Raw genomic sequence first — 20,327 nt, forward strand, 5'->3', positions numbered from 1 at the left:
TTCATCATAGTTGCTCGGGAGAGAAGACATGACCTCACTCAGCAAGAACGCCAGAGTCGCGGGGTTGCTGTATCTGCTGCTCATCCTCGCCGGCTCCATCCGCCTTATCTACATTCCTCATACTCTGTTCGCAAACACCGACGCCACTGTTACCGCTGCCAACATCGCCGCGCACGAATCCCTTTTCCGCTTTGGTATCGTCACCTGCCTTTTCTGCGCGGCCCTCCTGATCTACCTGATGCTGGCCCTTTGGCGATTGTTCAAGGGAGTGGATCAAACGCAAGCTGTGCTGATGGTGATCCTGGGGGGTGTCATGCCGGGCGTAATCTACCTCATCAACGTCGTGAATGACGCGGCTGCATTGATCCTTGTCCGCGGCGCTGACTTTCTGTCGGTATTCGAGAAACCTCAGCGCGACGCCCTGGCCTTGCTGTTCCTTCGTCTGCATCATCAGATGGACGTTGCCGCCGAGGTGCTATGGGGGCTGTGGTTGTTCCCGCTGGCTATCCTGACGCTGCGGTCGGGCTTTCTGCCCCGCTTCCTGGGCGTCTGGCTCGTCATCGCTGGCTTCTCCTACCTGGCCCTGAGCTTCACCGGCGAATGGCTTCCGCGATTCGAGGATACGATTTTCAATCTTGGCTCCCCTGCCCGACTCGGAGAGTTGGCATTCGTATTGTGGCTCTTGATCATGGGCGCGAAGGAACGGATACCCCATGTCCGATAAATAGGCACAATCGACATACTCTGGATTGCGATTGCCGTTCTGTTGCAGCTAGTCGCCGGGTGCTGAAGTGTCTCCACTTTTGATTGTCCATGTCAGCGCGGGTTGCGTCGGGATACTCTCCGGCGCGGCGGCCTTGTCGGTTCGCAAGGGCGAACGCCTGCACCGGGCGTTCGGCACCGTGTTTTTTCTCTCCATGCTTACGGTGTCCGCGCTCGCCATATATCTGGCCATTTTTGTGCCGCCCACTGCCGCTGGAGGCGCGCCGCCGAGCGCTTCTGTTTCTGTCGGGATTTTGACCATCTACCTCGTGGCCACCGCCTGGATGACGGTCAGGCGCAAGGAGGGATGCATTGGGCGATTCGAAAAGGGCGCGCTTCTCGTCGCCTTGGGTGTAACCGCTGCTCTGCTGATCTTTGGCTTGCGTGCGGCAAGCATCCCGATGACGCGGCCCGGCGGATACGTGCCTTACTTTGTCTTCGCTGCATTTGCGGCGTTCGCCGCCACCGGGGACCTCAGGATGATCCTGCGAGGTGGCATTTCCGGCGTACGCCGTATCGCGCGGCATCTGTGGCGTATGTGCTTCGCCTTGTTTTTTGCAGCATCCTTTTTCTTTCTCGGACAGCAGAAGGTCATGCCCGTGTACATGCACGGATCGCCGCTCCTCCTGGCGTTGGGGATTGCGCCTTTGCTGGTAATGATCTTTTGGCTGATACGCGTTCGGTTCACGAACTGGTTCAAAGATGATCCACACCACAAAGCAGATCGCTCACTGCGTTAGGGATAAGAACCAGCGGACATTCAACGCGTAGGTTGAGCCCTTCGGCCCGGCTTTCGCCCAAGTCGGCTTGAATGGGTCAGGCCGCAGAAAGCGCACTGATCATGACGTAATACCCGTCAGGATCTCGGAGCGAGAACTCCATGGTTCCCGTGTTCGGGTTCATGCGGGGCTCCTCTTCGAGCCTGGTGACGAGAGCGCGTGCCCTTGGCAGGGCCATCTCGAAATCGTCCACACGAAAAAACAAGAGAAGGCCGTTGCCAGGCGTCGCGCGATCAGGCCTCATCAAGGTGGGATGCTCGTGGGCACCCCACTCGTGCAGGCAGAGCAAGACCGTGCCATCCGAGTCGAGAATCTGCCCGAAGTCGTCATGGGCAGGTTGCGTCTGTGGCAGTCCAAAGAGCGACTGGTACCACTTGAAGCTGCCAGCCACATCACCTACCCCGATGATCGTCCACGTGCGCTTCATCTGGGTATCCTCCTAGGGCCTAATTGCCGAATCGCGGCACATGAAGTGCCGCACGATGTCCGCTTCGGATTGAAGGGAGCGGACTTTCCCCGCTTGCCGAGGGAAAGAAGCTGCCGAGTATGGCGCGTAGTGTGGAAGTCCGCAGCAAGCCTTGAGTTCCACCAAAACGGATCGCATGACGCATTGCCAGAACTGGAGGCAATTTGGCGTGGTGCATCTAGCGTCAGCCCGATACCTTGATCAGGTATTGTCAAAGCCCCGGATGGGGTCGCCCTCCGGTCGATGTGAAGTCCCGCATAGTGATGCGCCATCATCCGACGAGCTCGTATGCACCCGACATGGTCTTGGCTGGAATTGATCCTTGCATCGTTCGCTGCCGGAGTGCAAAACGCTTTGGCTGGAGGCGGATCCTTTCTTACCTTTCCGGCACTGTTGTTCGCAGGCCTCGATCCCCGCGCGGCAAATATCGCTTCCACCATTGCGCTGTTTCCAGGCCAAGTGACCACGGGGCTGGCTGGACGCGCGGACGTTGCGGGTTCCGAGGGCTTATCGTTCCGCCTGCTGCTATGGATCAGCTTGGTCGGTGGCGCGTTTGGGGCTGTGTTACTGCTTGTGACGCCGGTCAGCGTGTTTACCCGGCTCGTGCCGTATCTCGTGTTGTTCGCCACAGTCGTATTCGCCTGGGGTAGCTTTTTGAGAAAGCTACCGAACAACGGCACTAAACCGGCACTGGACAGACACTTTGCCATGGTTGTGCAGTTCTGCATCGCCATCTACGGCGGCTATTTCGGTGGCGGCATCGGTATTCTGATGTTGGCCGCACTTACTGCGACGGGTTTGAGCGTGCGCGTCGCTGGTGCAACCAAAAACGTGCTGGCAGCGGTGATGAACGCCTCAGCAGTGGCGATCTTCCTGGTGCAGTCTCGCGCCCTTCCTTGGTCACTGATCGCATGCGTAGCAGCCCCTGCGATCATCGGCGGCCAGATCGGCGCCCACTTGTTGCATCGAGTCAACGAGAAGGTACTGCGCATCGCTATCGTCTGTATCGGAATTGCGCTGACCGTGGGCTTGTTCGTGACGAAGTAGGCGCGCTCAGCGGCGCGCCAGCCCCTCGGCCATCGTGCATCGACCGCTTCAGGTCGCCGCCGGAAGCCAACATCATGAGATTGCCGCCTGGATGTCCGGTGAACAAGGACCGCTTGCCCAGACCGGACATTCGGCCAAGCTCGATGCGCGCATGCATATGTGCAACGCGAATCGACATGATCGTTTGATGATGGCGATGGCGCTCGCCATCGAGCAGGCTGGCACAACGCTATGATCTGGCCTTGGCCCCGGGAGGCTCGGAGCATGACTGAGCAGCGAACGATTGGTGTCTTGCATGGTGTGTCCCTTACCGTCGCGGCCTGGGACGGAGTGATGGCGGCAGTCGACCTGTCTTTTGCCTGCATGTTTGAGCGCGAGCTCTCTGATACCGGTCCGGCGGGCGGTCTGCGCCATCTGGATGACGCGCTTGGCGGTACGCTGACCAAGCTTCGGCGCGCGGGATACTTTCGGGCTCAGCCCATGGAGACGCTCTTGCTCAGCCGGCTGCCGGCGACCGTCCTCGCTCGGGCCGTCATGGTGGTAGGGCTTGGCGATCCATCAACTTGGTCACCTGCGCTCACCGCAGAGGCGGCGGCTACCGCGGTTCGTGCCGCCATGCAGCACGGAATAGAGAGTGCAGCTTTCGCCCCCAGCCTGCTTGATGCGGGGCTTGCGCCGAGCGCCACGGGCGACGTCGCTGCCCTGATGCTGAAAGCGGTGGTTGGCGCGATTTCGGCGCAGGTGCAAATAGCCGCCACGGGCCTGGCTCCGCCGCACTCACTTCGCCAGTGGGTATTCGACGTCGGCCCGGCGCACATGGACAGCGTGACCGCACATTTCCAGGCCGCGTTCGCGGCGCTCATCCCTGCCGCCTGATGGGAGCGATGTGAGCGTGTGCGGGCCCTCGTATAACCGTAGTTGGGGCTATCGCAAGGAATCGCGTCTCGATTCCAGGATAGCGATGTGACCACTGTTGCAGCTATTGGCGCGCAAGCTGAGGGACTGTGCCCATGGCACCAGGACCCCGGTGTGCTACACGGAAAGCCAGAAGGCACTGATGTGGGGCCGCCGGCAACATGGCGACACACGCTATTGCGGCTGCGATGTCAATCTCTGCCCATCGAAAAGATGGGCTCGAAGCAGCCCAGGATGAGACGTCCGGCGTCGAACGGCGGTTCGTCGGGCGTGTCCAGAGATCCATCCTCGTGCATCTTTGCTTCGGCCGCGTAGAAGCTCGCCTTGTCTGGCCAGATTTGCCAGGTAAATACGATCTTCTCACCGTCTTTTGCCGCGACGGCGCGCCGGAAGTCGGTCTGCTTGCCATCGGGGACGTAGTCCTCCCAACTCTCGACGATCTCGAGGCAGCCATGGCTCTTGAAGATCTTCGCCCCGTTTTCAGCCCATCGGCGATAGGCATCCATCTTGTCCTCGGGCACGGGGATAACCAGGCCAGCGACGTACATGGTTGAAACTCCTTCGGGCTGCGTCTGAGCTCGAGAGAAAGCAAATGGTCTGCTGCGGATCGATCGCGGATATGCACTGTCCGCTGTCCGCGCATGTCCGGACAATACCAACACCGTCCGCGGACATCAGCTCCTGCCCGGAGGCGACGGTTGAAATGGCAAAGGAATGCGGGTTGCGGGGAATTCGAAAGGTTGGCACGGGGTTTGCCATATACCTCTTGAAAGCTTCCCAACCCACTCGCGGAGAACCATCATGAAATTCGAAACCCTGATGCTGCACAGCCTTTTCGCCGCCTGCCTGCTGATCTGCGTGCTGACCCTTGGTGCCATGCTCACAACACAGACGACGGTCTCGAATGTCGCTGCGAGCCATGCTCCGGCTGCGGTTTCCGCGAACTCGGCCAGCTGAATCAGCTTAGCCATGCAGCACTACGCTTGTGCTTGACCACCGGCGCCTCTCGACACTTTGCGTAGCGGCTTGGCCGTCCGTCGACACATCCCGACGCACATCATGAGTCTCTCGTTACCTTCTTCGTCGATAGCTACCTGGTCACTACGCGACAAATCATGTCGTCTTCCGCGCATCGCAGATAGCTTTTGAGCTGATCGGTGTGCTTGCTGGTCAATCGGTCGCGCCATTGCGCTGCAAGTCCGAACGAAAGAGCTGGCCGTTCCAGGTCACGCTCCGCCAGGATGCTTGAGACCCAAGGCAGCCGCAGTGACATCCGTGTATTTCAAACCGGCACCCGTGTTGAACAGTACGACGCGATGCGAAGCATCCAGCACGCCGGTGGACAGCAAATGGTCATAGGCTGCCGTGGCCGCCGCGCCCTCGGGTGACAGGAAGATGCCCTCGTTGGCAGCCCAGTCTCGTAGGGAGGCGAAGATATCGTCGTCGGAAACAGCCACGGCCATACCGCCGGAGGCGCGCAGAATATCCAGGATGATGTAGTCGCCATAGGCTTTCGGTACGCGCAAGCCCGAGGCGGCGGTTTCCGCGTTCTGCCACATCTGGCTTGCGGCAGCTCCGTCATTGAAGGCCTGCACGACCGGCGCGCACCCGGAAGACTGGATCGCGAACATCCGTGGGCGCTTGCCGGGTTTTAGCCAGCCCAACTGTTCCATCTCTTCGAACGCCTTCCACATACCGATGAGGCCGACGCCACCGCCGGTGGGATAGAACACCGCGTCGGGATATTCCCATCCAAGTTGTTCAACGAGTTCGTAGCCCATGGTTTTCTTGCCTTCCACACGGAAGGGTTCCTTGAGCGTGGAGATATCGAACCAGCCTTCGCGCTGCTTTCGCTCACCAACGATCCGGGCGCAATCGGAGATGACACCATCGACTAGCGTCACGTTGGCACCGTACGCCATGGCTTCCACATAGTTCGCGAGCGGCACGTCGCGTGGCATGAAGATGTGCGCTTCAATATCGGCCGCTGCAGCGTATGCGGCCAGCGCGCCTGCCGCATTCCCAGCGGAAGGCACGGCCAGCTTTTTCAGGCCGTAGTGGCGTGCCATGGTCACCGCCAGCGCCAAACCGCGCGCCTTGAACGAACCGGTGGGATTGGCGCCTTCCTCTTTCAGGAACGCGCCGGGATGCCGCTTGCTGCGCAGCATTGGCGTCCAGCCTTCGCCAAGGGTGACCGGCTCGACATCGGGCAGCACGGCGCGGTAACGCCACATGCCGCTCCATGGCGATGTTGGGTCATTGCCGACAACTTCTTCCGCCGATCGACCCTGCAGATGCGTCAGGTCGTACCTCACATACAGCGCGCCGGCTGGCTGGTCGGGGCATTGCGTGCAGAGCGTCTGCGGCGTGTCGGCGGAAAGTCTTGCGTGGCAACGAGAGCATTCTAGGTAGGCAATGGCAGGCATGGGGAATCATCCGTTAGGGTGGCAACCATTCACTGCGGGGAATCAGGGAGTCACGAACGACCGGCATCCGACGTCGGCGCGATCTGACCTTCCCACTTTGCAACGACCGCGGCCGCGACGGAATTGCCCAGGATATTCGTCGCGGACCGCCCCATGTCGAGCACATGATCGACCGCGAGTACGAGCGCAATGCCGCTGTCCGGCAAGTTGAAATAGTGCAAGGTGACGGCGACCACGGCGATCGCCGCGCGTGGAACGCCGGCGACACCCTTCGTCGTCACGATGAGCAGACCGAACAGGGTGATCTGCTGGGTCACCGTGAGCTCAATCCCATAGGCCTGCGCGATGAACAGAATCGCAAACGTGCAATACATCATTGCGCCGTCCAGGTTGAACGAATAACCGAGCGGCAGCACAAAACTTGCGATGCGCCGAGGGATGCCGAACGCAACCAGCTCCTCCAGCAACCGCGGATAAGCCGCCTCGGACGAAGAGGTGGCAAATGCCAGCAACACGGGTTGCCGGACCCCAGCAAGCAAACGCAAACCGCGCGAGCCGACGATCAGCAAGAGCGCGGCGATCAGGACACCCCACAGCAGTCCCAGCGAAAAATAGAAACCGGCCACGAACCGTGCGTAGGTTCCCACGATGCCGATGCCATGAATGCAGATCGAGCTTGCCAGTGCGGCGAAGATGGCGATCGGCGCCGCCTTCATCACATAGTCGGTCACCTTGAACATGATGGCAGCGAGCTGCTCGACGAGTTCCACGAATTGCAGCGCTTTGTCCTTCAGCGCCGCTGCTGCCGCACCGATGAAGATCGAGAACACCACGATTTGCAGGATCTCGTTGCCAGCCATAGCCTCAGCGAACGAGCGTGGGATCAGATGCGTCACGAAATCCGCAACGGTAAAGTCTGCGGTATCCACGCCGCTCGCCGTGCCCGATAGGGCGAGTGGATGCTGTGCTTGGACATGCAGCGCCGCGCCCGGCTGCATCCAGTGCGCCATCAGCAAACCGATTGTCAGGGAAACACAGGATGCGCCAAGGAACCACGCCAGCGCCTTCACCCCGACACGACTGATCTCGGCCGCCCCGCCCATTCTCGCGATCGCCGTTACCAGCGAGGCGAACACCAGCGGCGCAATGATCATCTTGATCAGCCGCAGAAACGCGTCCGTGATGGTGGACAGATCTGCCGCGACATCGACCGCCTGCTGCGACGTCAGGTGGCGGTTGCAGATCCAGCCGACGGCAATCCCCAACAGTGTCGCCACGACCAGCGAAAACGTGAACCAACGCTGCCGGGCCGCCATCAGGTGTTCGCGCCGGCTTGCCGGACGCGGGTGGCGCGGCTTCCGAGCCGCCGCGCGGGCGGCTGCGGTCGACGCGCCTCGATGCAGAGATCACTGACGGATATGCCGCACTGCAGTCGATAGCTCATCGCTTACCTGATCGGTGATCCCTGCTCGGCGGTGCCGACCTGGTTTGATCCGGATCGTCCGGTCGGACGTAGGGTGATCTACAGTCTCGTCAAAACACGGGCAAAGGCTGAAACCCTTGCTCGATTTGCTCATCGTTGTAGCTGTTCACCGCCCCTCGGGCAACTGCGATAGCCAATGGTGCGAACAACGCCACACTTTCGGCTGCTCATTCAGCTTGCGCCTGGATGACGCCATTCACCCCGCTCGCATGCCCCCCAAGCTGCCCTCCGTTGGCTGACCGTAGACGTCAGGTAGAGGCAATTTTCGCTGTCATCGGCAGGGAACGCTCGCCATCGTGTCGCCGGATGACCGGTTCGGCTATTTCGTGCGCTGCCCTCAATCCACGCCCGCGTGAGCGCTCCAGCGGGGTGCGGGACCCTGAGCGTGGCGACGCTGCGGGTTGCCTGGGTCCAGGCCGTATTGGCAAGTGTCTTGCTTGACTATCGGCCATGAACGACACCACCCACATACCGCCCATGCTCACCGAATCCACCTCAGAAAATCAGCAGACACGCATTGCAGGCGACGAAGCGAGCCTGGAACAGCAGATGGCCGAGCTCGCTCTATCGAACGACGCACGGCGGTTTCTGCGAAGTCTTCACCTTGCCGAGAAGCAGCTCAATGACGCGTTCAACAAGGGCCGTCAGGATGGCGAGCTGGGGGAACGTGTGAGTCAGGTGTATCACGACCTGTATGGGGCGGGTTGTGCACCGAAAGATTGATGCTGAAGGAGACCGAGCGTTTGATTGACCAGGCGTTTTGGTGACTATTGGGCATTGCGATCAAGCGCCAGAGTGCAACTCGAGTGATCGCAGTGTGCGCGGACCGCGCAGGATGATCGAAAGCGGGTATCGGGGTGGACGCTGATTGACACCACCCTCTCAGGCCACACCGACTGGTTCGGCGAAACACCAAGGCACGGGATCAACGCTGTGCATCGATTGCTTTCGCCAGCTCGGTGCTGCGCGGCGCAGCCAACCCGCCGTAGTGCGCGTCGATCTTGTCCAGCAGCGTGCTTGCTTCATCACGCTTGCCATTCGCGAGCAGGTCTTCCACTTGTTTCAGTTGCGCGGTCAGTTCCTGCTCGATGCGCGAGCGGCATGCAGCCAACTTGTCCGGATCGGACTTCGCGGGCTCAAGCAGCGCATCCAGCGCGCGATTCAAGCTCGCCGGATCGGCCAGGTCGTGCCCGACCCATGGCATCGCCACAGTGTCCAGACGGAACACACACCAGGCCTGCATCGAATCGCGGCTGTGCACGTCCTTGTCGAGATGGTCATCGTCATGCTGGCCCGTCGCGTAAACCAATCGCGTCGAGTCCTGAAATTGACGAAACAGATCGGCCGGCGGCAGCGGGATCTGCGCGTTGCCGATCGGATCGCTGCCCGCATCGAGCAAGGCTGCATGAAACAGATCCGGATAGCCGAGCGCGATACGCATGGCCACCCGCGAGCCACCGGAGAACCCGCCGATATAAATCCTGTCCGGATCGATGGGATAGCGCCGCGTGATGTTGTACGCCGCCAGCAGGGCCAGCGGCTCCCGGCGGTCGAGGACATCCGCGGTGTTGCCGGAATTCGCCGCGCTGACAAAGATCATGCCGTGACGGTCCAGTGCCGAAGTCCAGCGCGGTGGCACTGTCGCCTCCTGCCACGGCGGCACGAATACCAGCAGCGCATAGCCGTGCAGCGGGGCGTGGGCAGGCACATAGACGGCGAACTTTTCGCGCGCCAGATCAATCGACTGCTCGCGCGCGACCTGCCCTGTGCGCGCCAACTCCTGGTTAACGCGCATCGCGTTCAACGGACTCAACAGACGTCGCGCCAGCTCCATGCTGCGCGAAAGCGGCGCGTAGTCGGTGAACACGACATCTTTCCGCAACCCAGTGCTGCCAACCGGCATATCGGCAGCGACCGCCAACAGCGGCATCACCAAGGCAACGACTATCGGCAGGCAGCGCTCGATCACGCGCGCAAGGTAGCACCAGCCGCGTGCCGGGGGCCATGCGATCCTGCGGGTGGGGACGTCGGGTCAAGATCGTCGCCCCATCGCGAGCATATGCGGCCGCGGCTGTAATCCGGTCCATGCCGGATGTTCGTTTATCGCACATTGAGGATCCCGGCGAGGTCAGTGTTGACTAGCGGCCCGAAGCCACGGGATGGACTCTTCCTCAGCCCGGCACGTTGTGGTTGGCATGGGAGCGGGGTGTCATGAAGGGCATGACATTGCTCGTTCATGTACCCTTACTTTTGCCGGTCGGGGGGCTGGCCGAGATGGTCTCGTCGCAGTGCACTGGCTGTGCGCTGTTCGTCAGGGGAAAGAGGACGTCCACACACTTGCTTGACGCAGCTTCGAGGCAACCTTGCTTGAGCCACAGCGAGATCATTCATGTCATCGATTCCGCCCACTGCATCGGTTGATGCAGCTTTGACAGGCACGGTGGAGCGCCTCTATGCCGCGTTGGCCGACATCGGCGATCTCGTCGCAGCGATGCCGCAGCCGCAGGCGCTGTACACCGGGATCGTGGAGATTCTCGAACGCCATGTCGGCGCACTACTGGTCATCGTGGGAGAAATCGACTACGAGGCTGGCGTCATGCGGCGTCAAGCGCCTGATCCGCCGCCCACAGGAATGGAAGATATCTATCCGGACTCGGTGCCTATTGCACTTGCCCGACCGCGATTCTGGGAGGGCAAGATCGAGGTCGAGCCCAACATCGTCGACGCGCCCGGGCGGGAAACGCTGCGACCTGCCTACGCCCGCACCGGTATCCGCGCCTCGGCGGCGGTGCCGGTAGTTTGCTTCGGCAAAGTCCACGCTGCGCTGATCCTGCGCTCGCGCGACCCCGCGTTCTTCGCCCCGGAGCTGCTGCAACTGCTGGAACGGGCGGCGATAAGTATCGGCCACGCGCTTGAGGGCGACGTACAACGCACCCGGCTTGATCATGCCCTGCTTGCCGCTGAGCGAAGTCGCCGTGCATTGCGGTTACTGAGCGAAACACTCAAGACCGCCACCCACGCAAAGACCGAAGATGATCTGTTCGGCGAAGCCTGCCGCGTAGTAGTAGATACCGGTGGGTATCCGGTGTGCTGGATGGGTCAGCTGGAGAACAATTCGATCCAGGCACTGGCACTGCGTGCGCACGCAGGACGTGGCGCGGACTCCTATCAGGCGCTCAAGATCCGCCTCGCTGACTCGAGCTTTTCCGGAAGCGTGACAGCTGCCGTGATCCGCTCGGGCGCGTCGGTGGTGAAGCTGCCACGTGAGGGCGGCGAAGAGAGCTGGGCCAGCCATGCGCGCACACTGGGGCTTGGTGCGCTGCTGGGGCTTCCGTTGTGCCTGCAAGGACAGTTGGCGGGCGTGATGGTCATCGGCGCCGATTCGGAGGAGGCGTTTACCCACGCCGAGATACGGATCTTCGAGGAGATGGCGCAAGAGCTGAGTCTGGGTCTGGAACGACTACGCGCCCGCAAGGCTCGAAACCTGGCTGAGGAAGAACTCAGACTCAACCTGCGTCGTTTCCAGGCGATCCTGGCAAGCAGGTACGCGGGCGTCCTGGTCATCGACACAACCGACCGCGTGCAGTTTTGCAATGCGGCGTATTGCCGGCTGTTCGATCTGGTTGAGTCACCTGAGCAACTGATCGGAACGCCCTCCACCACTTTACTCGAGAGGACTCGAGCCGCTTATGCGGACCCCGATCGCGAGCTTGAGCGCATACGCGCGATCCTCCTTGGCAGCGAACCCGTGGAGAGCGAAGAAGTCTCGATCAGCCACGCGCGAACGTATCTGCGCAGCTTCTCGCCGATCACGATCGACGATCAATCGTATGGACGCGTCTGGCATCACATCGATATCACCGAGCGCAAGGTGCAGGAAGCCAAGGTTGAACGGCTTGCCTACTACGACCCGGTGACCGAGTTGCCCAATCGCCGATTGTTCTTTGAGCTGCTCAAGCGCGGGCGGGGCCATGCGCGGCGGCGCCAGGCGTTGTTGGCAGTGGGCGTGATGGACCTTGATGGATTCAAGCACGTCAACGACCATCTTGGGCACGCTGCCGGTGACGACGTCCTGAAGGAAGTCGCGCGCCGGATAGTAAGCACCTTGCGCGATGGCGATGTAGTGGCACGCCTGGGCGGGGACGAGTTTGCCCTGCTGCTCACCGACCTTGGCAGCGATAGGGACATGCACCTGGTAAGCACTCGCATCCTTGAAGCGATTCGCGAGCCCGTGTCGTGGGGTGACGAGGTGCTGCGCCTGACCGCGAGCGTGGGCTGGACGTTGTATCCCCACGACGACGCGGATGCGGAAACCCTCATCCGGCATGCCGACCTCGCCATGTACACCGCCAAGGACAATGGACGCGACCGCGACCAGGTTTACGCCACCGCGCTTGAACTCACGAATGTTGAGCAGCGCTCGATGAAAGCGCGCGTTGCGGCCGCACTTGATGATGGCGGTATGGCGCTGCTTTTTCAGCCGATCGTCGCCATCGACGCCGATTCCAGCATCCCACGCGTCGTGGGCGCGGAAGCCCTGTTGCGATTGCGCGATGCGGCGCTCGGTTTGCTGCCACCTGCGCTGTTCCATCACACCCTGGACGACGCCAGACTCGCGCGCCCCATCGGCCGCTATGTGCTGGATGCCGCATTGCGAGCCAATCGGACCTGGCTGGCTCAGGGGATCAGGATGCCCGTGTCGGTCAACATCAGCACGCGTCATCTGATGCACCCGGAGTTCATTGCCGATCTCGATGAGGCGCTTGCCGCGCACGCCGACATCGAAGGGTCCCTGCTGGGCATCGAGATCACCGAGACGGGGCCGCTGCTCGACCCGGCCAGAGCCCGCCTGGTGATCGACGAATGCCGTGCGCGGGGCGTGATCGTAAGCCTGGATGACTTCGGCACCGGTAGCGCCTCGCTCAGCCACATCCAGAAGATGGATGTGGGCACATTGAAGATCGACCAGAGCTTCGTGCGTGACATCCTGGTGGAGTCGCGCAACATTGCGATTGCCGCCGGCATCATCACCACGGCACGTCTGCTGGGCATAACGGTGATTGCTGAAGGCATCGAGACGGAGGCGCAAGGCGAACTGCTCATCTCGCTGGGTTGCCGGCAGTTGCAAGGCTACGTCATCGCCCACCCGATGCCGGCGGAATCGATACCCGCATGGGTGGCTGCCTGGAACCCTCCCGCTGCATGGCTATAAGCGCCCGGGTAGGCGCCTTGATCTGCGACCCATGAGCGAAGCCATGGATACCTTCAGGCTCGACTGATGAGCTGGCTTGGCAGGGAGCAGCCGAAACTGGTTTCAAATGCATCTGTTGACTGCGGTGCAGCATCGCCTTTATGGTCGGTGCCATGTCATCGATTCTCATGCCAGCCCGCAGCTTGCTCGCCCCGGTCATCACCGGGCGCATGCTGCTTTGCGCAGGCACTCTGTCCATCGCCACGATTACCACCACGACCACGACCACGACAGGGTCGGGGTGGGTGTCCGTGCGCGAGTAGCTTCAACAACGCAACGGCCCCGCCCTCGAAGAGGCGGGCCGGCACATACCGACATCGCCAGCGAGCACGGGCCTCCACCGGAGGCAATCGTGAATCTCTGTGCATCTCAATCCGCAAGCCAACCGCTTGCAAGCCAGCATCAGCCGCCCAGCGTTGTGCGACCCGCGTTCCAGGCGCGTCGCCGTGTGCTGGCCGTCGGCCTGATCGGTCCCGGTCGCGTCGGTAGCGCGCTGCTGGCCCAGCTACGCACCGCACAGTCGCGACTGGCACTGGGTGGACTGGAGCTGAAGCTCTGTGGCGTCGCCGCCAGCAAGCGCATGTGGCTGGACAGCGACGACCCCGAACTCAACAACCGTTGCGACCGTGCGCAGACGTGGCGACCCAGCGATCTCGATGAATTTGCTGCCCATGTGCGCGGCAGCGATGGCGGCCATGCGCTGCTGATCGACTGCAGCGCGAACGATGCGGTGGCATCGCACTACGCCGGCTGGCTCGCCGCCGGACTGCATGTGATCACGCCGAACAAGCTGGCCGGCAGCGGTCCGTTGGCACGCTGGCAGGCGATTCATGCGGCCTGTCATGGTGGCATGCGCTTTCGCTACGAAGCTACCGTGTGCGCAGGCCTTCCGGTGATGCAGACGCTGCGCGACCTGCTCGACACCGGCGATGAACTGCTCGCGGTGGACGGCATGCTCTCTGGCACCCTGGCATGGTTGTGCAACCGCCACGACGGCCAGCAACCGTTTTCCGCGTTGCTGCGCGAGGCGCATGCGCTGGGCTATACCGAGCCCGATCCGCGCGAAGATCTGTCCGGTCTCGACGTGGCGCGCAAGCTGGTGATCCTGGCGCGCGAGGCCGGGCGCGCACTATCGCTGGCGGATGTGGAAGTGCAGAGTCTGGTGCCACCCGCGTTGGTCGGCTTGCCCGACACGGAATTCATGCAGCGGCTGGACGAGCTCGATGCACCGATGGCCGCGCAGCTGAGCGCCGCACACGCCGCCGGCGGCGTGCTGCGCCACGTCGCCAGCCTCGACCGCCATGGTCGCGCCAGCGTGCGACTGGCCGTGCTGCCTGCCACGCATCCGTTCGCACATACGCGGCTGACCGACAATGTGGTGCAGTTCACGACCCGCCGTTACTGCGACAATCCCTTACTCGTGCAAGGCCCCGGTGCCGGGCCGGAGGTGACTGCAGCCGGTGTATTCGCCGACCTGTTGCGCATTGCCGAAGCGCTGGAGCCGCGCGCATGAACGCCCTACTTCAGGAATCCAGGAAAATGTCACCGCAACTCGCCCTCGCCGCCACCGCCTTCGCTCCCGCTTGCGTGGGCAATGTGGGTGTGGGTTTCGACATCCTCGGCCACAGCATGGCCGGTGCCGGCGACCGCGCCGAGGTACGTCGCATTGACGAACCGACTGTACGTATCGCGGCGATCCATGGCTGCGTGACCGATCTGCCGACCGATCCGCGAGGCAATACCGCGGGCACGGCGCTGCTGGCGTTGCGCAAGGCACTCGGCCTGTCATACGGCTTCGAACTGACGCTGCACAAGGGCATCGCGCTGGGCTCGGGCATGGCCGGCTCGGCGGCGTCTTGCGTGGCCGCGCTGGTGGCCGCCAATGCCTTGCTCGAAAAGCCGTTACCGCGCGAGGCGCTATACAGTTTCGCGCTGGATGGCGAAGCGGTCGCCAGTGGCAGCCGCCACGGCGACAACCTCGGCCCGATGCTGCTCGGCGGTCTGGTGCTGGCCACCCACGAGCGGCTGCTGCGCATTCCGGTGCCAGCCGACTGGCACTGTGCGCTGGTGCATCCTCACTACGTGCTGGAGACGCGCAAGGCGCGCGCCGCTCTGGTGGGTGATTACGCACTGGGCGATTTCGTGACGCAAAGCGCCAACCTCGCCTTGGTACTCGCCGGCTGTTATCGCAGTGAAGCGGCACTGGTACGCGAGGGTTTGAAGGACGTGCTGGTGGAACCGCGCCGCGCACCGCTGGTGCCGAACTTCGCCCGCGTGAAGCAGGCGGCGCTCGATCATCATGCGCTCGGTGCCAGCATCTCCGGTGCCGGCCCCAGCGTGTTCGGCTGGTACGAGGAGCGTCGCGATGCCGAGGCCGCCGCGCTTGCGATGCGCAGCGCGTTCGCCGAAGCGGGGCTGGACAGCGATCCGTTCGTGGCACCCATCGATGGCCCAGCCGCGACTCTGATCGACGGCGAGACTCAATCATGAGCGCGGCCCAGACTGTGGGAGCGACTTCAGTCGCGACATGGGCCGAGAGCATCGCGGCTGAAGGCGCTCCCACAAGAGCCCGCGTGTTGAGGCGCCCATGAGCGAATCGTTGCCCTACATCAGCACGCGTGGCCGCTGCGCGGCCGTGCCGATCAGTCAGGCAATCGCCGCCGGACTCGCCCCGGACGGCGGACTGTATGTGCCCGAGGTGCTGCCAAAGCTCGACCCGTCCGCATTTGATCCCCATGGCTCTTTGGCCGACACTGCCGCGACGCTGCTCGCACCTTTCTTCGCTGGCGACCCGCTAGCGGCCGAGCTATCGGCGATCTGCAGCGAGTCACTCGATTTCGCCACGCCGGCACGCGCTTTGCCGCAACAGAACGCGAAGGTGCTGGAGCTATTTCATGGCCCTACGGCCGCATTCAAGGACGTGGGTGCGCGTTTTCTCGCCGCCTGCATGCGTCGGCTCCCACGCACGGACGAACGACCGCTCACGATTCTTGTGGCCACGTCCGGCGATACCGGCGCCGCGGTGGCCGCCGCGTTCCACCGCCAACCCGGCATACGAGTGGTGATCCTGTATCCCGATGGTCTGGTCTCACCGCGCCAGGCACACCAGCTCGGCTGCTTCGGTGACAACGTGCAAGCCTTGCGCGTAGCCGGCCGCTTCGACGACTGCCAGCGCATGGTCAAGGCCGCACTCACCGATGCCACGCTGCAGGAACAGCGGCCGCTGTCCTCGGCCAACAGCATCAGCCTTGGCCGACTGCTGCCGCAGATGAGCTACTACGCACACGCTTCGCTGGCCGGATGGCACGCACACGGCACGCCGATGAACTTCATCGTCCCCACCGGTAACCTGGGCAACGCGATGGCATGCCTGTGGGTGCGCGAGATGGGCTTGCCGATTGGCCAGGTGCGGCTCGCCTGCAACGCGAACACCACGCTGCCTGACTATTTCGCCGGTGCGCCGTATGCGCCACGCGTAGCCATCGCCACGCTGGCCAATGCCATGGACGTGGGTGCGCCGAGCAACTTCGAGCGACTGCGCTGGACCTACCCCAACGAACCCGACTTGCGCGAACAGTTGCAGGCACACAGCGTCGACGATGCATCGATCCGGCAGACCATCGCCAGCCATGCCCGCGACCACGGCGACGTTTTCTGCCCGCATACGGCCACCGCGATGCACCTGCTCGATCACATGCGCGAGCAAGGCGACAGCGCGAACTGGACAGTGGTCGCCACCGCGCACCCGGCCAAGTTTGAAAGCGTGGTGGAACCGCTGATCGGGCATCCGGTAGCCGTGCCAGGATCGCTTGCGGCGATGCTGGCACGTCCTGCCTCGGCCGAGCCGTTGACGGCCGATGACGATGTGCTACATCACTGGCTGCTCGACCAGGTCACCGCCTAGATGGCGCCCCCGCTTGCCGGGGGACGCCAGGCATCAGGCCAGCGCGTCGAGTATCTGTGCCGTCGAGCGCACGCGGCCCAGCCGCGGGAAGATCGTGTCCACCGCGAAGCGGTGCTGCTCCGCGTTCGCCGCACTCATCGCATCCTCGGCGAGCACCAGCGCATAGCCATGCTCCCATGCGGCTCGAGCAGTCGACTCCACGCCGATATTGGTGGAAATGCCGCCCAGCACGATCTGCGTGATGCCGCGGCGGCGCAGCTGCAGGTCAAGCTCAGTGCCGTAGAACGCGCCCCACTGGCGCTTGGTGATGTGGATGTCGTTTGGCGCTTCAGCCAGCTCATCGACGAGCTCCAGCCAGTTGTCCGGCAGCGCCCGGGCGGGAGTCGCCTGATCCACCGGCTGCTTCAGCGCGTCACCGAAGTCCGCCGACCAACCCACGCGCACCAGCACCACAGGCGCACCCAGCGCGCGGAAGCGCGCCGCCAACGCACCGCCCCTTGCGCACACATCGACCGCGGTGTGCGGGCCACCGGCATACGGCAAGATTCCCTTCTGCAGATCAATGAGAACAAGCGCAGTGCGGTGCGGATCCAAGTTTTCCACGGTACTCTCCAGATATGAGGTGAGGCTCACCTACTTACGGAATTTATGAGGATGACCTCACAAAAGTCAAACGAGCGTATCCGCCAACCGCAACGACAGCGCGGTCACGAGCGCGTGGCATCCCTGCTGAATGCGGCCGCAGCCTGCTTTGTCGAAAAAGGCTATGAGGCTGCCACCACGACCGAAATTGCCGCCCGTGCCGGCGCCTCGATCGGTTCGCTGTATCAGTTCTTTCCGACCAAGGAAGCGCTGGCGCAGGCCTTGATGGGCGGCTATATGGAGACCTTGCAGTTGCGCCTGAAAAAGTTGGCGGCAAGTTCGCCTGACTGGGACGGCGATCAGCTTGGCACTCAGTTGATCCGCTTCCTGGTGGGATTTCGTCGTCGTCATCCGGCCTTTGCCGTGCTCGCCGAGTCCACCGCACCCCTTCCCGCCATACGCGGCATGGCGATCCGCGAGCACCTGCGGGAAGAATTGCAGGCATTGCTGGCCCGGCACGCACCCCACCTGGAACCGGCCGATCTGCGCGCGGCCGCTGTGGTGGTATTGCAGCTGATGAAGGCCGCGGTCGCGCTGAATGCGGAGCCCGGACTGACCGGCCGGCGACTGGCGCTGAACCAGCTGCAGCAGGCTCTTCAGCTCTACCTTCGCGCCTTGTTCAAGCCGCACTGAGCTGCTTTTTTCTCACGGGCGCAACGCACGAACGAGAGAACTGGTATTTCCATTTGGACGGATAGCCGTCTGAATCACTTAAGGCCGCTTAGTAGTTTTCGTCATAAAGAAAACTGTTGACAGCCTACAAACGCATGGTCTACGTTCGATCACATGTCGCAACGCAGCAACCACCGCCGCAACGCCGAAACCAACCGCCTTCTGACGGTTGCCGGGCTGCTGCAGGTTCGCGGCACGCTCCTTCTTACCCTTGTACTCGTACTCCTTATTACCAACGGAGGTGCGGGCTGAGGGCAAGTATCCAGGTAACCAAGCAGTAACCTGAAGACTCCCAAAGAACCCCGCACCGGAAACGGCGCGGGGTTTTTTGTTGCCCTTGGCTCGCATCAGCGGAGCTAAGCGATGAACCCCAACTCGGTTACAACCGAAACAATGTCCGGCAGCGCCCAAGCTGCCGCCGATCGCGTGCGCATCTTCGATACCACCTTGCGCGACGGTGAGCAGGCGCCCGGCTTTTCGATGGATCGGCGCACCAAGTTGCGCGTTGCACAAGCACTCGAGGCGCTTGGGGTCGATGTACTTGAAGCGGGATTCCCGCAGGCCTCGCCGGATGATTTCGCCGCGGTTGCCGAAATCGCGCGCATGCTGAAAACCACCACGGTGTGCGCCCTGGCACGCTGCCAGAGCGGCGACATCGACAGTGCCGCGCGGGCATTGGAGCAGGCTCGGCACGCGCGCATCCACGTATTCCTGTCGACCAGCCCACTGCATCGCGAACACAAGCTGGGCATGAGCAAGGCGCAGGTGGTGGATGCCGCGGTGGCCGCGGTTGAGCGTGCCCGCGGGCTGTGCCACGAGGTCGAGTTCTCGGCCGAGGACGCGCTGCGAACCGAGCCCGAGTTCCTGGTCGAGGTGTTCAGCGCCGTGGTCGCCGCCGGTGCCACTACGTTGAATGCGCCGGACACGGTCGGTTACACCACGCCAGCCGAAATCGTCGAGCTGTTCACCTACCTTCGCGAACATGTGCGCGATGCGCACAAGGTGATCTTCTCCAGCCATTGCCACGACGACCTGGGCATGGCGGTAGCGAACAGCCTGGCCGCGGTGAGCGCTGGCGCGCGCCAGGTCGAGTGCACCATCAACGGCATCGGCGAGCGTGCCGGCAACGCCGCACTGGAAGAGATCGTGATGGCGCTGAAGGTGCGCGCACCGCACTACGGCGTCGATACCCGCATCGACACGCGCCGGCTGTATCCCACCTCGCGACTGCTGACCCAGCTGACCGGTCAGGCGGTGCCGCGCAACAAGGCGATCGTGGGCGACAACGCGTTCGCGCACGAGTCGGGCATCCATCAGCACGGCATGCTCAAGCATCGTGGCACCTACGAAATCATGCGCCCGCAAGATGTCGGCATCGCCGAGACACGGCTGGTGCTGGGCAAGCACTCCGGCCGCGCCGCCTTGCGCCAGCGCCTGGAAGCACTGGGCCACACGCCGGACGATGCAGCGCTGGACGTGATCTTCGCGCGCTTCAAGACGCTGGCCGACAAGAAGCGCGAAGTGCATGACGAGGACCTGGAAGCGATCGCGCTGGGCCTCGACCCGGAGGCCGCCGGCCCATGGCGGCTGGTGCAGCTCAACACCAGCACGCACCTGGGCGGCAGCGCGTCGGCCTCGGTGAAGCTGCGCCACGACGACGGCCGCGAAGCCGGCGAGGCCGCGATCGGGGACGGACCGGTCGATGCCGTGCTGCGTGCGATTGAGCGCGCCACCGGCAACGCGCTGCAGCTGACCGACTTCAAGGTGCGCGCCGTCAGTGAAGGTGGCGACGCCCAGGGCCATGCCCAGCTCACGGCCCGTCACGCCGCGCGCGAGTGGCGCGGGCATGGCGTCAGCACCGACATCGTGGAGGCGACCGCACAGGCCGCGCTTGCCATCGTCAACCGCATCGAGCGACAAGCGCCAGCTACTACGCCAGTTGCCGTCGCCAACCTGTAGTCACCCATCGGTCATCGCGAG

The 20,327-nt window shown here is 62.9% G+C and carries 18 protein-coding genes; 12 read left to right on the forward strand and 6 right to left on the reverse strand.

All coding sequences use genetic code 11. From position 1 onward, the window contains the following. The first annotated feature begins 28 nt into the window (after positions 1–28). Together HDE77_RS13085 and HDE77_RS13090 are read left to right on the forward strand one after the other, a co-directional pair. Entirely contained in the window at positions 29–724 is a 696-nt protein-coding gene (locus tag HDE77_RS13085; RefSeq protein ID WP_184417851.1) for a DUF4386 domain-containing protein, read from the forward strand. Between the two features lie 67 nt (positions 725–791). Continuing rightward, positions 792–1,502: a DUF2306 domain-containing protein gene (locus HDE77_RS13090; protein ID WP_184417853.1), complete on the forward strand. Its 711-nt coding sequence runs from the start codon at positions 792–794 to the stop codon at positions 1,500–1,502. 76 nt (positions 1,503–1,578) lie between these two features. Here the strand turns inward: HDE77_RS13090 and HDE77_RS13095 are convergent, their stop codons facing one another. Then, entirely contained in the window at positions 1,579–1,968 is a 390-nt protein-coding gene (locus HDE77_RS13095) for a VOC family protein (RefSeq protein ID WP_184417855.1), read from the reverse strand. Between the two features lie 327 nt (positions 1,969–2,295). Between HDE77_RS13095 and HDE77_RS13100 the strand changes: the two genes are divergently transcribed. Further along, the gene (locus HDE77_RS13100) at positions 2,296–3,054 is read left to right on the forward strand and encodes a sulfite exporter TauE/SafE family protein (RefSeq protein ID WP_184417857.1); all 759 of its coding nucleotides are present in this window, start codon (positions 2,296–2,298) and stop codon (positions 3,052–3,054) included. Between the two features lie 264 nt (positions 3,055–3,318). Then, complete coding sequence (locus HDE77_RS13105) at positions 3,319–3,930, forward strand: M17 family peptidase N-terminal domain-containing protein (protein WP_184417859.1); 612 nt, start codon at positions 3,319–3,321, stop codon at positions 3,928–3,930. Positions 3,931–4,160: 230 nt separating this feature from the next. Here HDE77_RS13105 and HDE77_RS13110 read toward each other — a convergent pair whose 3' ends face one another. Further along, positions 4,161–4,517 carry a DUF1428 domain-containing protein gene (locus tag HDE77_RS13110; protein WP_184417861.1) on the reverse strand — a complete coding sequence of 119 codons (357 nt, stop codon included), beginning with the start codon at positions 4,515–4,517 and terminating at the stop codon, positions 4,161–4,163. A 253-nt stretch (positions 4,518–4,770) separates the two neighbouring features. On the opposite strand from HDE77_RS13110, the gene HDE77_RS13115 reads away from it, so the two are divergent. Then, on the forward strand, positions 4,771–4,926 hold the full coding sequence (locus HDE77_RS13115; RefSeq protein WP_184418062.1) for a hypothetical protein: 156 nt from the start codon (positions 4,771–4,773) through the stop codon (positions 4,924–4,926). Between the two features lie 269 nt (positions 4,927–5,195). On the opposite strand, the gene HDE77_RS13120 is transcribed toward HDE77_RS13115, so the two are convergent. Then, positions 5,196–6,395 carry a threonine synthase gene (locus HDE77_RS13120; RefSeq protein WP_184417863.1) on the reverse strand — a complete coding sequence of 400 codons (1,200 nt, stop codon included), beginning with the start codon at positions 6,393–6,395 and terminating at the stop codon, positions 5,196–5,198. 50 nt (positions 6,396–6,445) lie between these two features. Beyond that, complete coding sequence (locus tag HDE77_RS13125) at positions 6,446–7,711, reverse strand: dicarboxylate/amino acid:cation symporter (protein ID WP_184417865.1); 1,266 nt, start codon at positions 7,709–7,711, stop codon at positions 6,446–6,448. A gap of 617 nt (positions 7,712–8,328) precedes the next feature. On the opposite strand from HDE77_RS13125, the gene HDE77_RS13130 reads away from it, so the two are divergent. Beyond that, a complete protein-coding gene (locus HDE77_RS13130; RefSeq protein WP_184418064.1) occupies positions 8,329–8,601 on the forward strand; it encodes a hypothetical protein in 273 nt (90 codons plus the stop codon). Between the two features lie 202 nt (positions 8,602–8,803). Here HDE77_RS13130 and HDE77_RS13135 read toward each other — a convergent pair whose 3' ends face one another. Then, the gene (locus tag HDE77_RS13135; protein WP_184417867.1) at positions 8,804–9,847 is read right to left on the reverse strand and encodes a hypothetical protein; all 1,044 of its coding nucleotides are present in this window, start codon (positions 9,845–9,847) and stop codon (positions 8,804–8,806) included. 420 nt (positions 9,848–10,267) lie between these two features. Between HDE77_RS13135 and HDE77_RS13140 the strand changes: the two genes are divergently transcribed. From HDE77_RS13140 to thrC, 4 genes are all read left to right on the forward strand, one after another. Continuing rightward, on the forward strand, positions 10,268–13,090 hold the full coding sequence (locus HDE77_RS13140) for an EAL domain-containing protein (RefSeq protein WP_184417869.1): 2,823 nt from the start codon (positions 10,268–10,270) through the stop codon (positions 13,088–13,090). A gap of 457 nt (positions 13,091–13,547) precedes the next feature. Continuing rightward, positions 13,548–14,642, forward strand: a complete 1,095-nt coding sequence (locus HDE77_RS13145) for a homoserine dehydrogenase (protein ID WP_184418035.1) — start codon at positions 13,548–13,550, stop codon at positions 14,640–14,642. Next, entirely contained in the window at positions 14,639–15,619 is a 981-nt protein-coding gene (locus HDE77_RS13150) for a homoserine kinase (protein ID WP_184417871.1), read from the forward strand. The genes HDE77_RS13145 and HDE77_RS13150 overlap by 4 nt, the downstream gene beginning before the upstream one ends. 97 nt (positions 15,620–15,716) lie before the next feature. Next, a complete protein-coding gene (thrC, locus tag HDE77_RS13155; protein ID WP_184417873.1) occupies positions 15,717–17,033 on the forward strand; it encodes a threonine synthase in 1,317 nt (438 codons plus the stop codon). A gap of 33 nt (positions 17,034–17,066) precedes the next feature. Here the strand turns inward: thrC and HDE77_RS13160 are convergent, their stop codons facing one another. Further along, on the reverse strand, positions 17,067–17,636 hold the full coding sequence (locus HDE77_RS13160; protein ID WP_184417875.1) for a hydrolase: 570 nt from the start codon (positions 17,634–17,636) through the stop codon (positions 17,067–17,069). Positions 17,637–17,687: 51 nt separating this feature from the next. On the opposite strand from HDE77_RS13160, the gene HDE77_RS13165 reads away from it, so the two are divergent. Together HDE77_RS13165 and HDE77_RS13170 are read left to right on the forward strand one after the other, a co-directional pair. Beyond that, positions 17,688–18,308 carry a TetR/AcrR family transcriptional regulator gene (locus HDE77_RS13165; RefSeq protein ID WP_184417877.1) on the forward strand — a complete coding sequence of 207 codons (621 nt, stop codon included), beginning with the start codon at positions 17,688–17,690 and terminating at the stop codon, positions 18,306–18,308. A gap of 402 nt (positions 18,309–18,710) precedes the next feature. Beyond that, positions 18,711–20,306, forward strand: coding sequence for a 2-isopropylmalate synthase (locus HDE77_RS13170; RefSeq protein WP_255482707.1), 1,596 nt, complete (start codon positions 18,711–18,713; stop codon positions 20,304–20,306). Positions 20,307–20,327: the final 21 nt, after the last annotated feature.

The organism is Rhodanobacter sp. MP7CTX1, from assembly GCF_014205795.1.
Classification (GTDB): Bacteria; Pseudomonadota; Gammaproteobacteria; order Xanthomonadales; family Rhodanobacteraceae; genus Rhodanobacter.

Coding starts and splice junctions, on each gene's coding strand:
- HDE77_RS13085 (WP_184417851.1), top strand. CDS start 29: ATGACCTCACTCAGCAAGAACGCCAGAGTCGCGGGGTTGCTGTATCTG.
- HDE77_RS13095 (WP_184417855.1), bottom strand. CDS start 1,968: ATGAAGCGCACGTGGACGATCATCGGGGTAGGTGATGTGGCTGGCAGC.
- HDE77_RS13100 (WP_184417857.1), top strand. CDS start 2,296: ATGCACCCGACATGGTCTTGGCTGGAATTGATCCTTGCATCGTTCGCT.
- HDE77_RS13105 (WP_184417859.1), top strand. CDS start 3,319: ATGACTGAGCAGCGAACGATTGGTGTCTTGCATGGTGTGTCCCTTACC.
- HDE77_RS13110 (WP_184417861.1), bottom strand. CDS start 4,517: ATGTACGTCGCTGGCCTGGTTATCCCCGTGCCCGAGGACAAGATGGAT.
- HDE77_RS13115 (WP_184418062.1), top strand. CDS start 4,771: ATGAAATTCGAAACCCTGATGCTGCACAGCCTTTTCGCCGCCTGCCTG.
- HDE77_RS13120 (WP_184417863.1), bottom strand. CDS start 6,395: ATGCCTGCCATTGCCTACCTAGAATGCTCTCGTTGCCACGCAAGACTT.
- HDE77_RS13125 (WP_184417865.1), bottom strand. CDS start 7,711: ATGGCGGCCCGGCAGCGTTGGTTCACGTTTTCGCTGGTCGTGGCGACA.
- HDE77_RS13130 (WP_184418064.1), top strand. CDS start 8,329: ATGAACGACACCACCCACATACCGCCCATGCTCACCGAATCCACCTCA.
- HDE77_RS13140 (WP_184417869.1), top strand. CDS start 10,268: ATGTCATCGATTCCGCCCACTGCATCGGTTGATGCAGCTTTGACAGGC.
- HDE77_RS13150 (WP_184417871.1), top strand. CDS start 14,639: ATGAACGCCCTACTTCAGGAATCCAGGAAAATGTCACCGCAACTCGCC.
- thrC (WP_184417873.1), top strand. CDS start 15,717: ATGAGCGAATCGTTGCCCTACATCAGCACGCGTGGCCGCTGCGCGGCC.
- HDE77_RS13165 (WP_184417877.1), top strand. CDS start 17,688: ATGACCTCACAAAAGTCAAACGAGCGTATCCGCCAACCGCAACGACAG.
- HDE77_RS13170 (WP_255482707.1), top strand. CDS start 18,711: ATGAACCCCAACTCGGTTACAACCGAAACAATGTCCGGCAGCGCCCAA.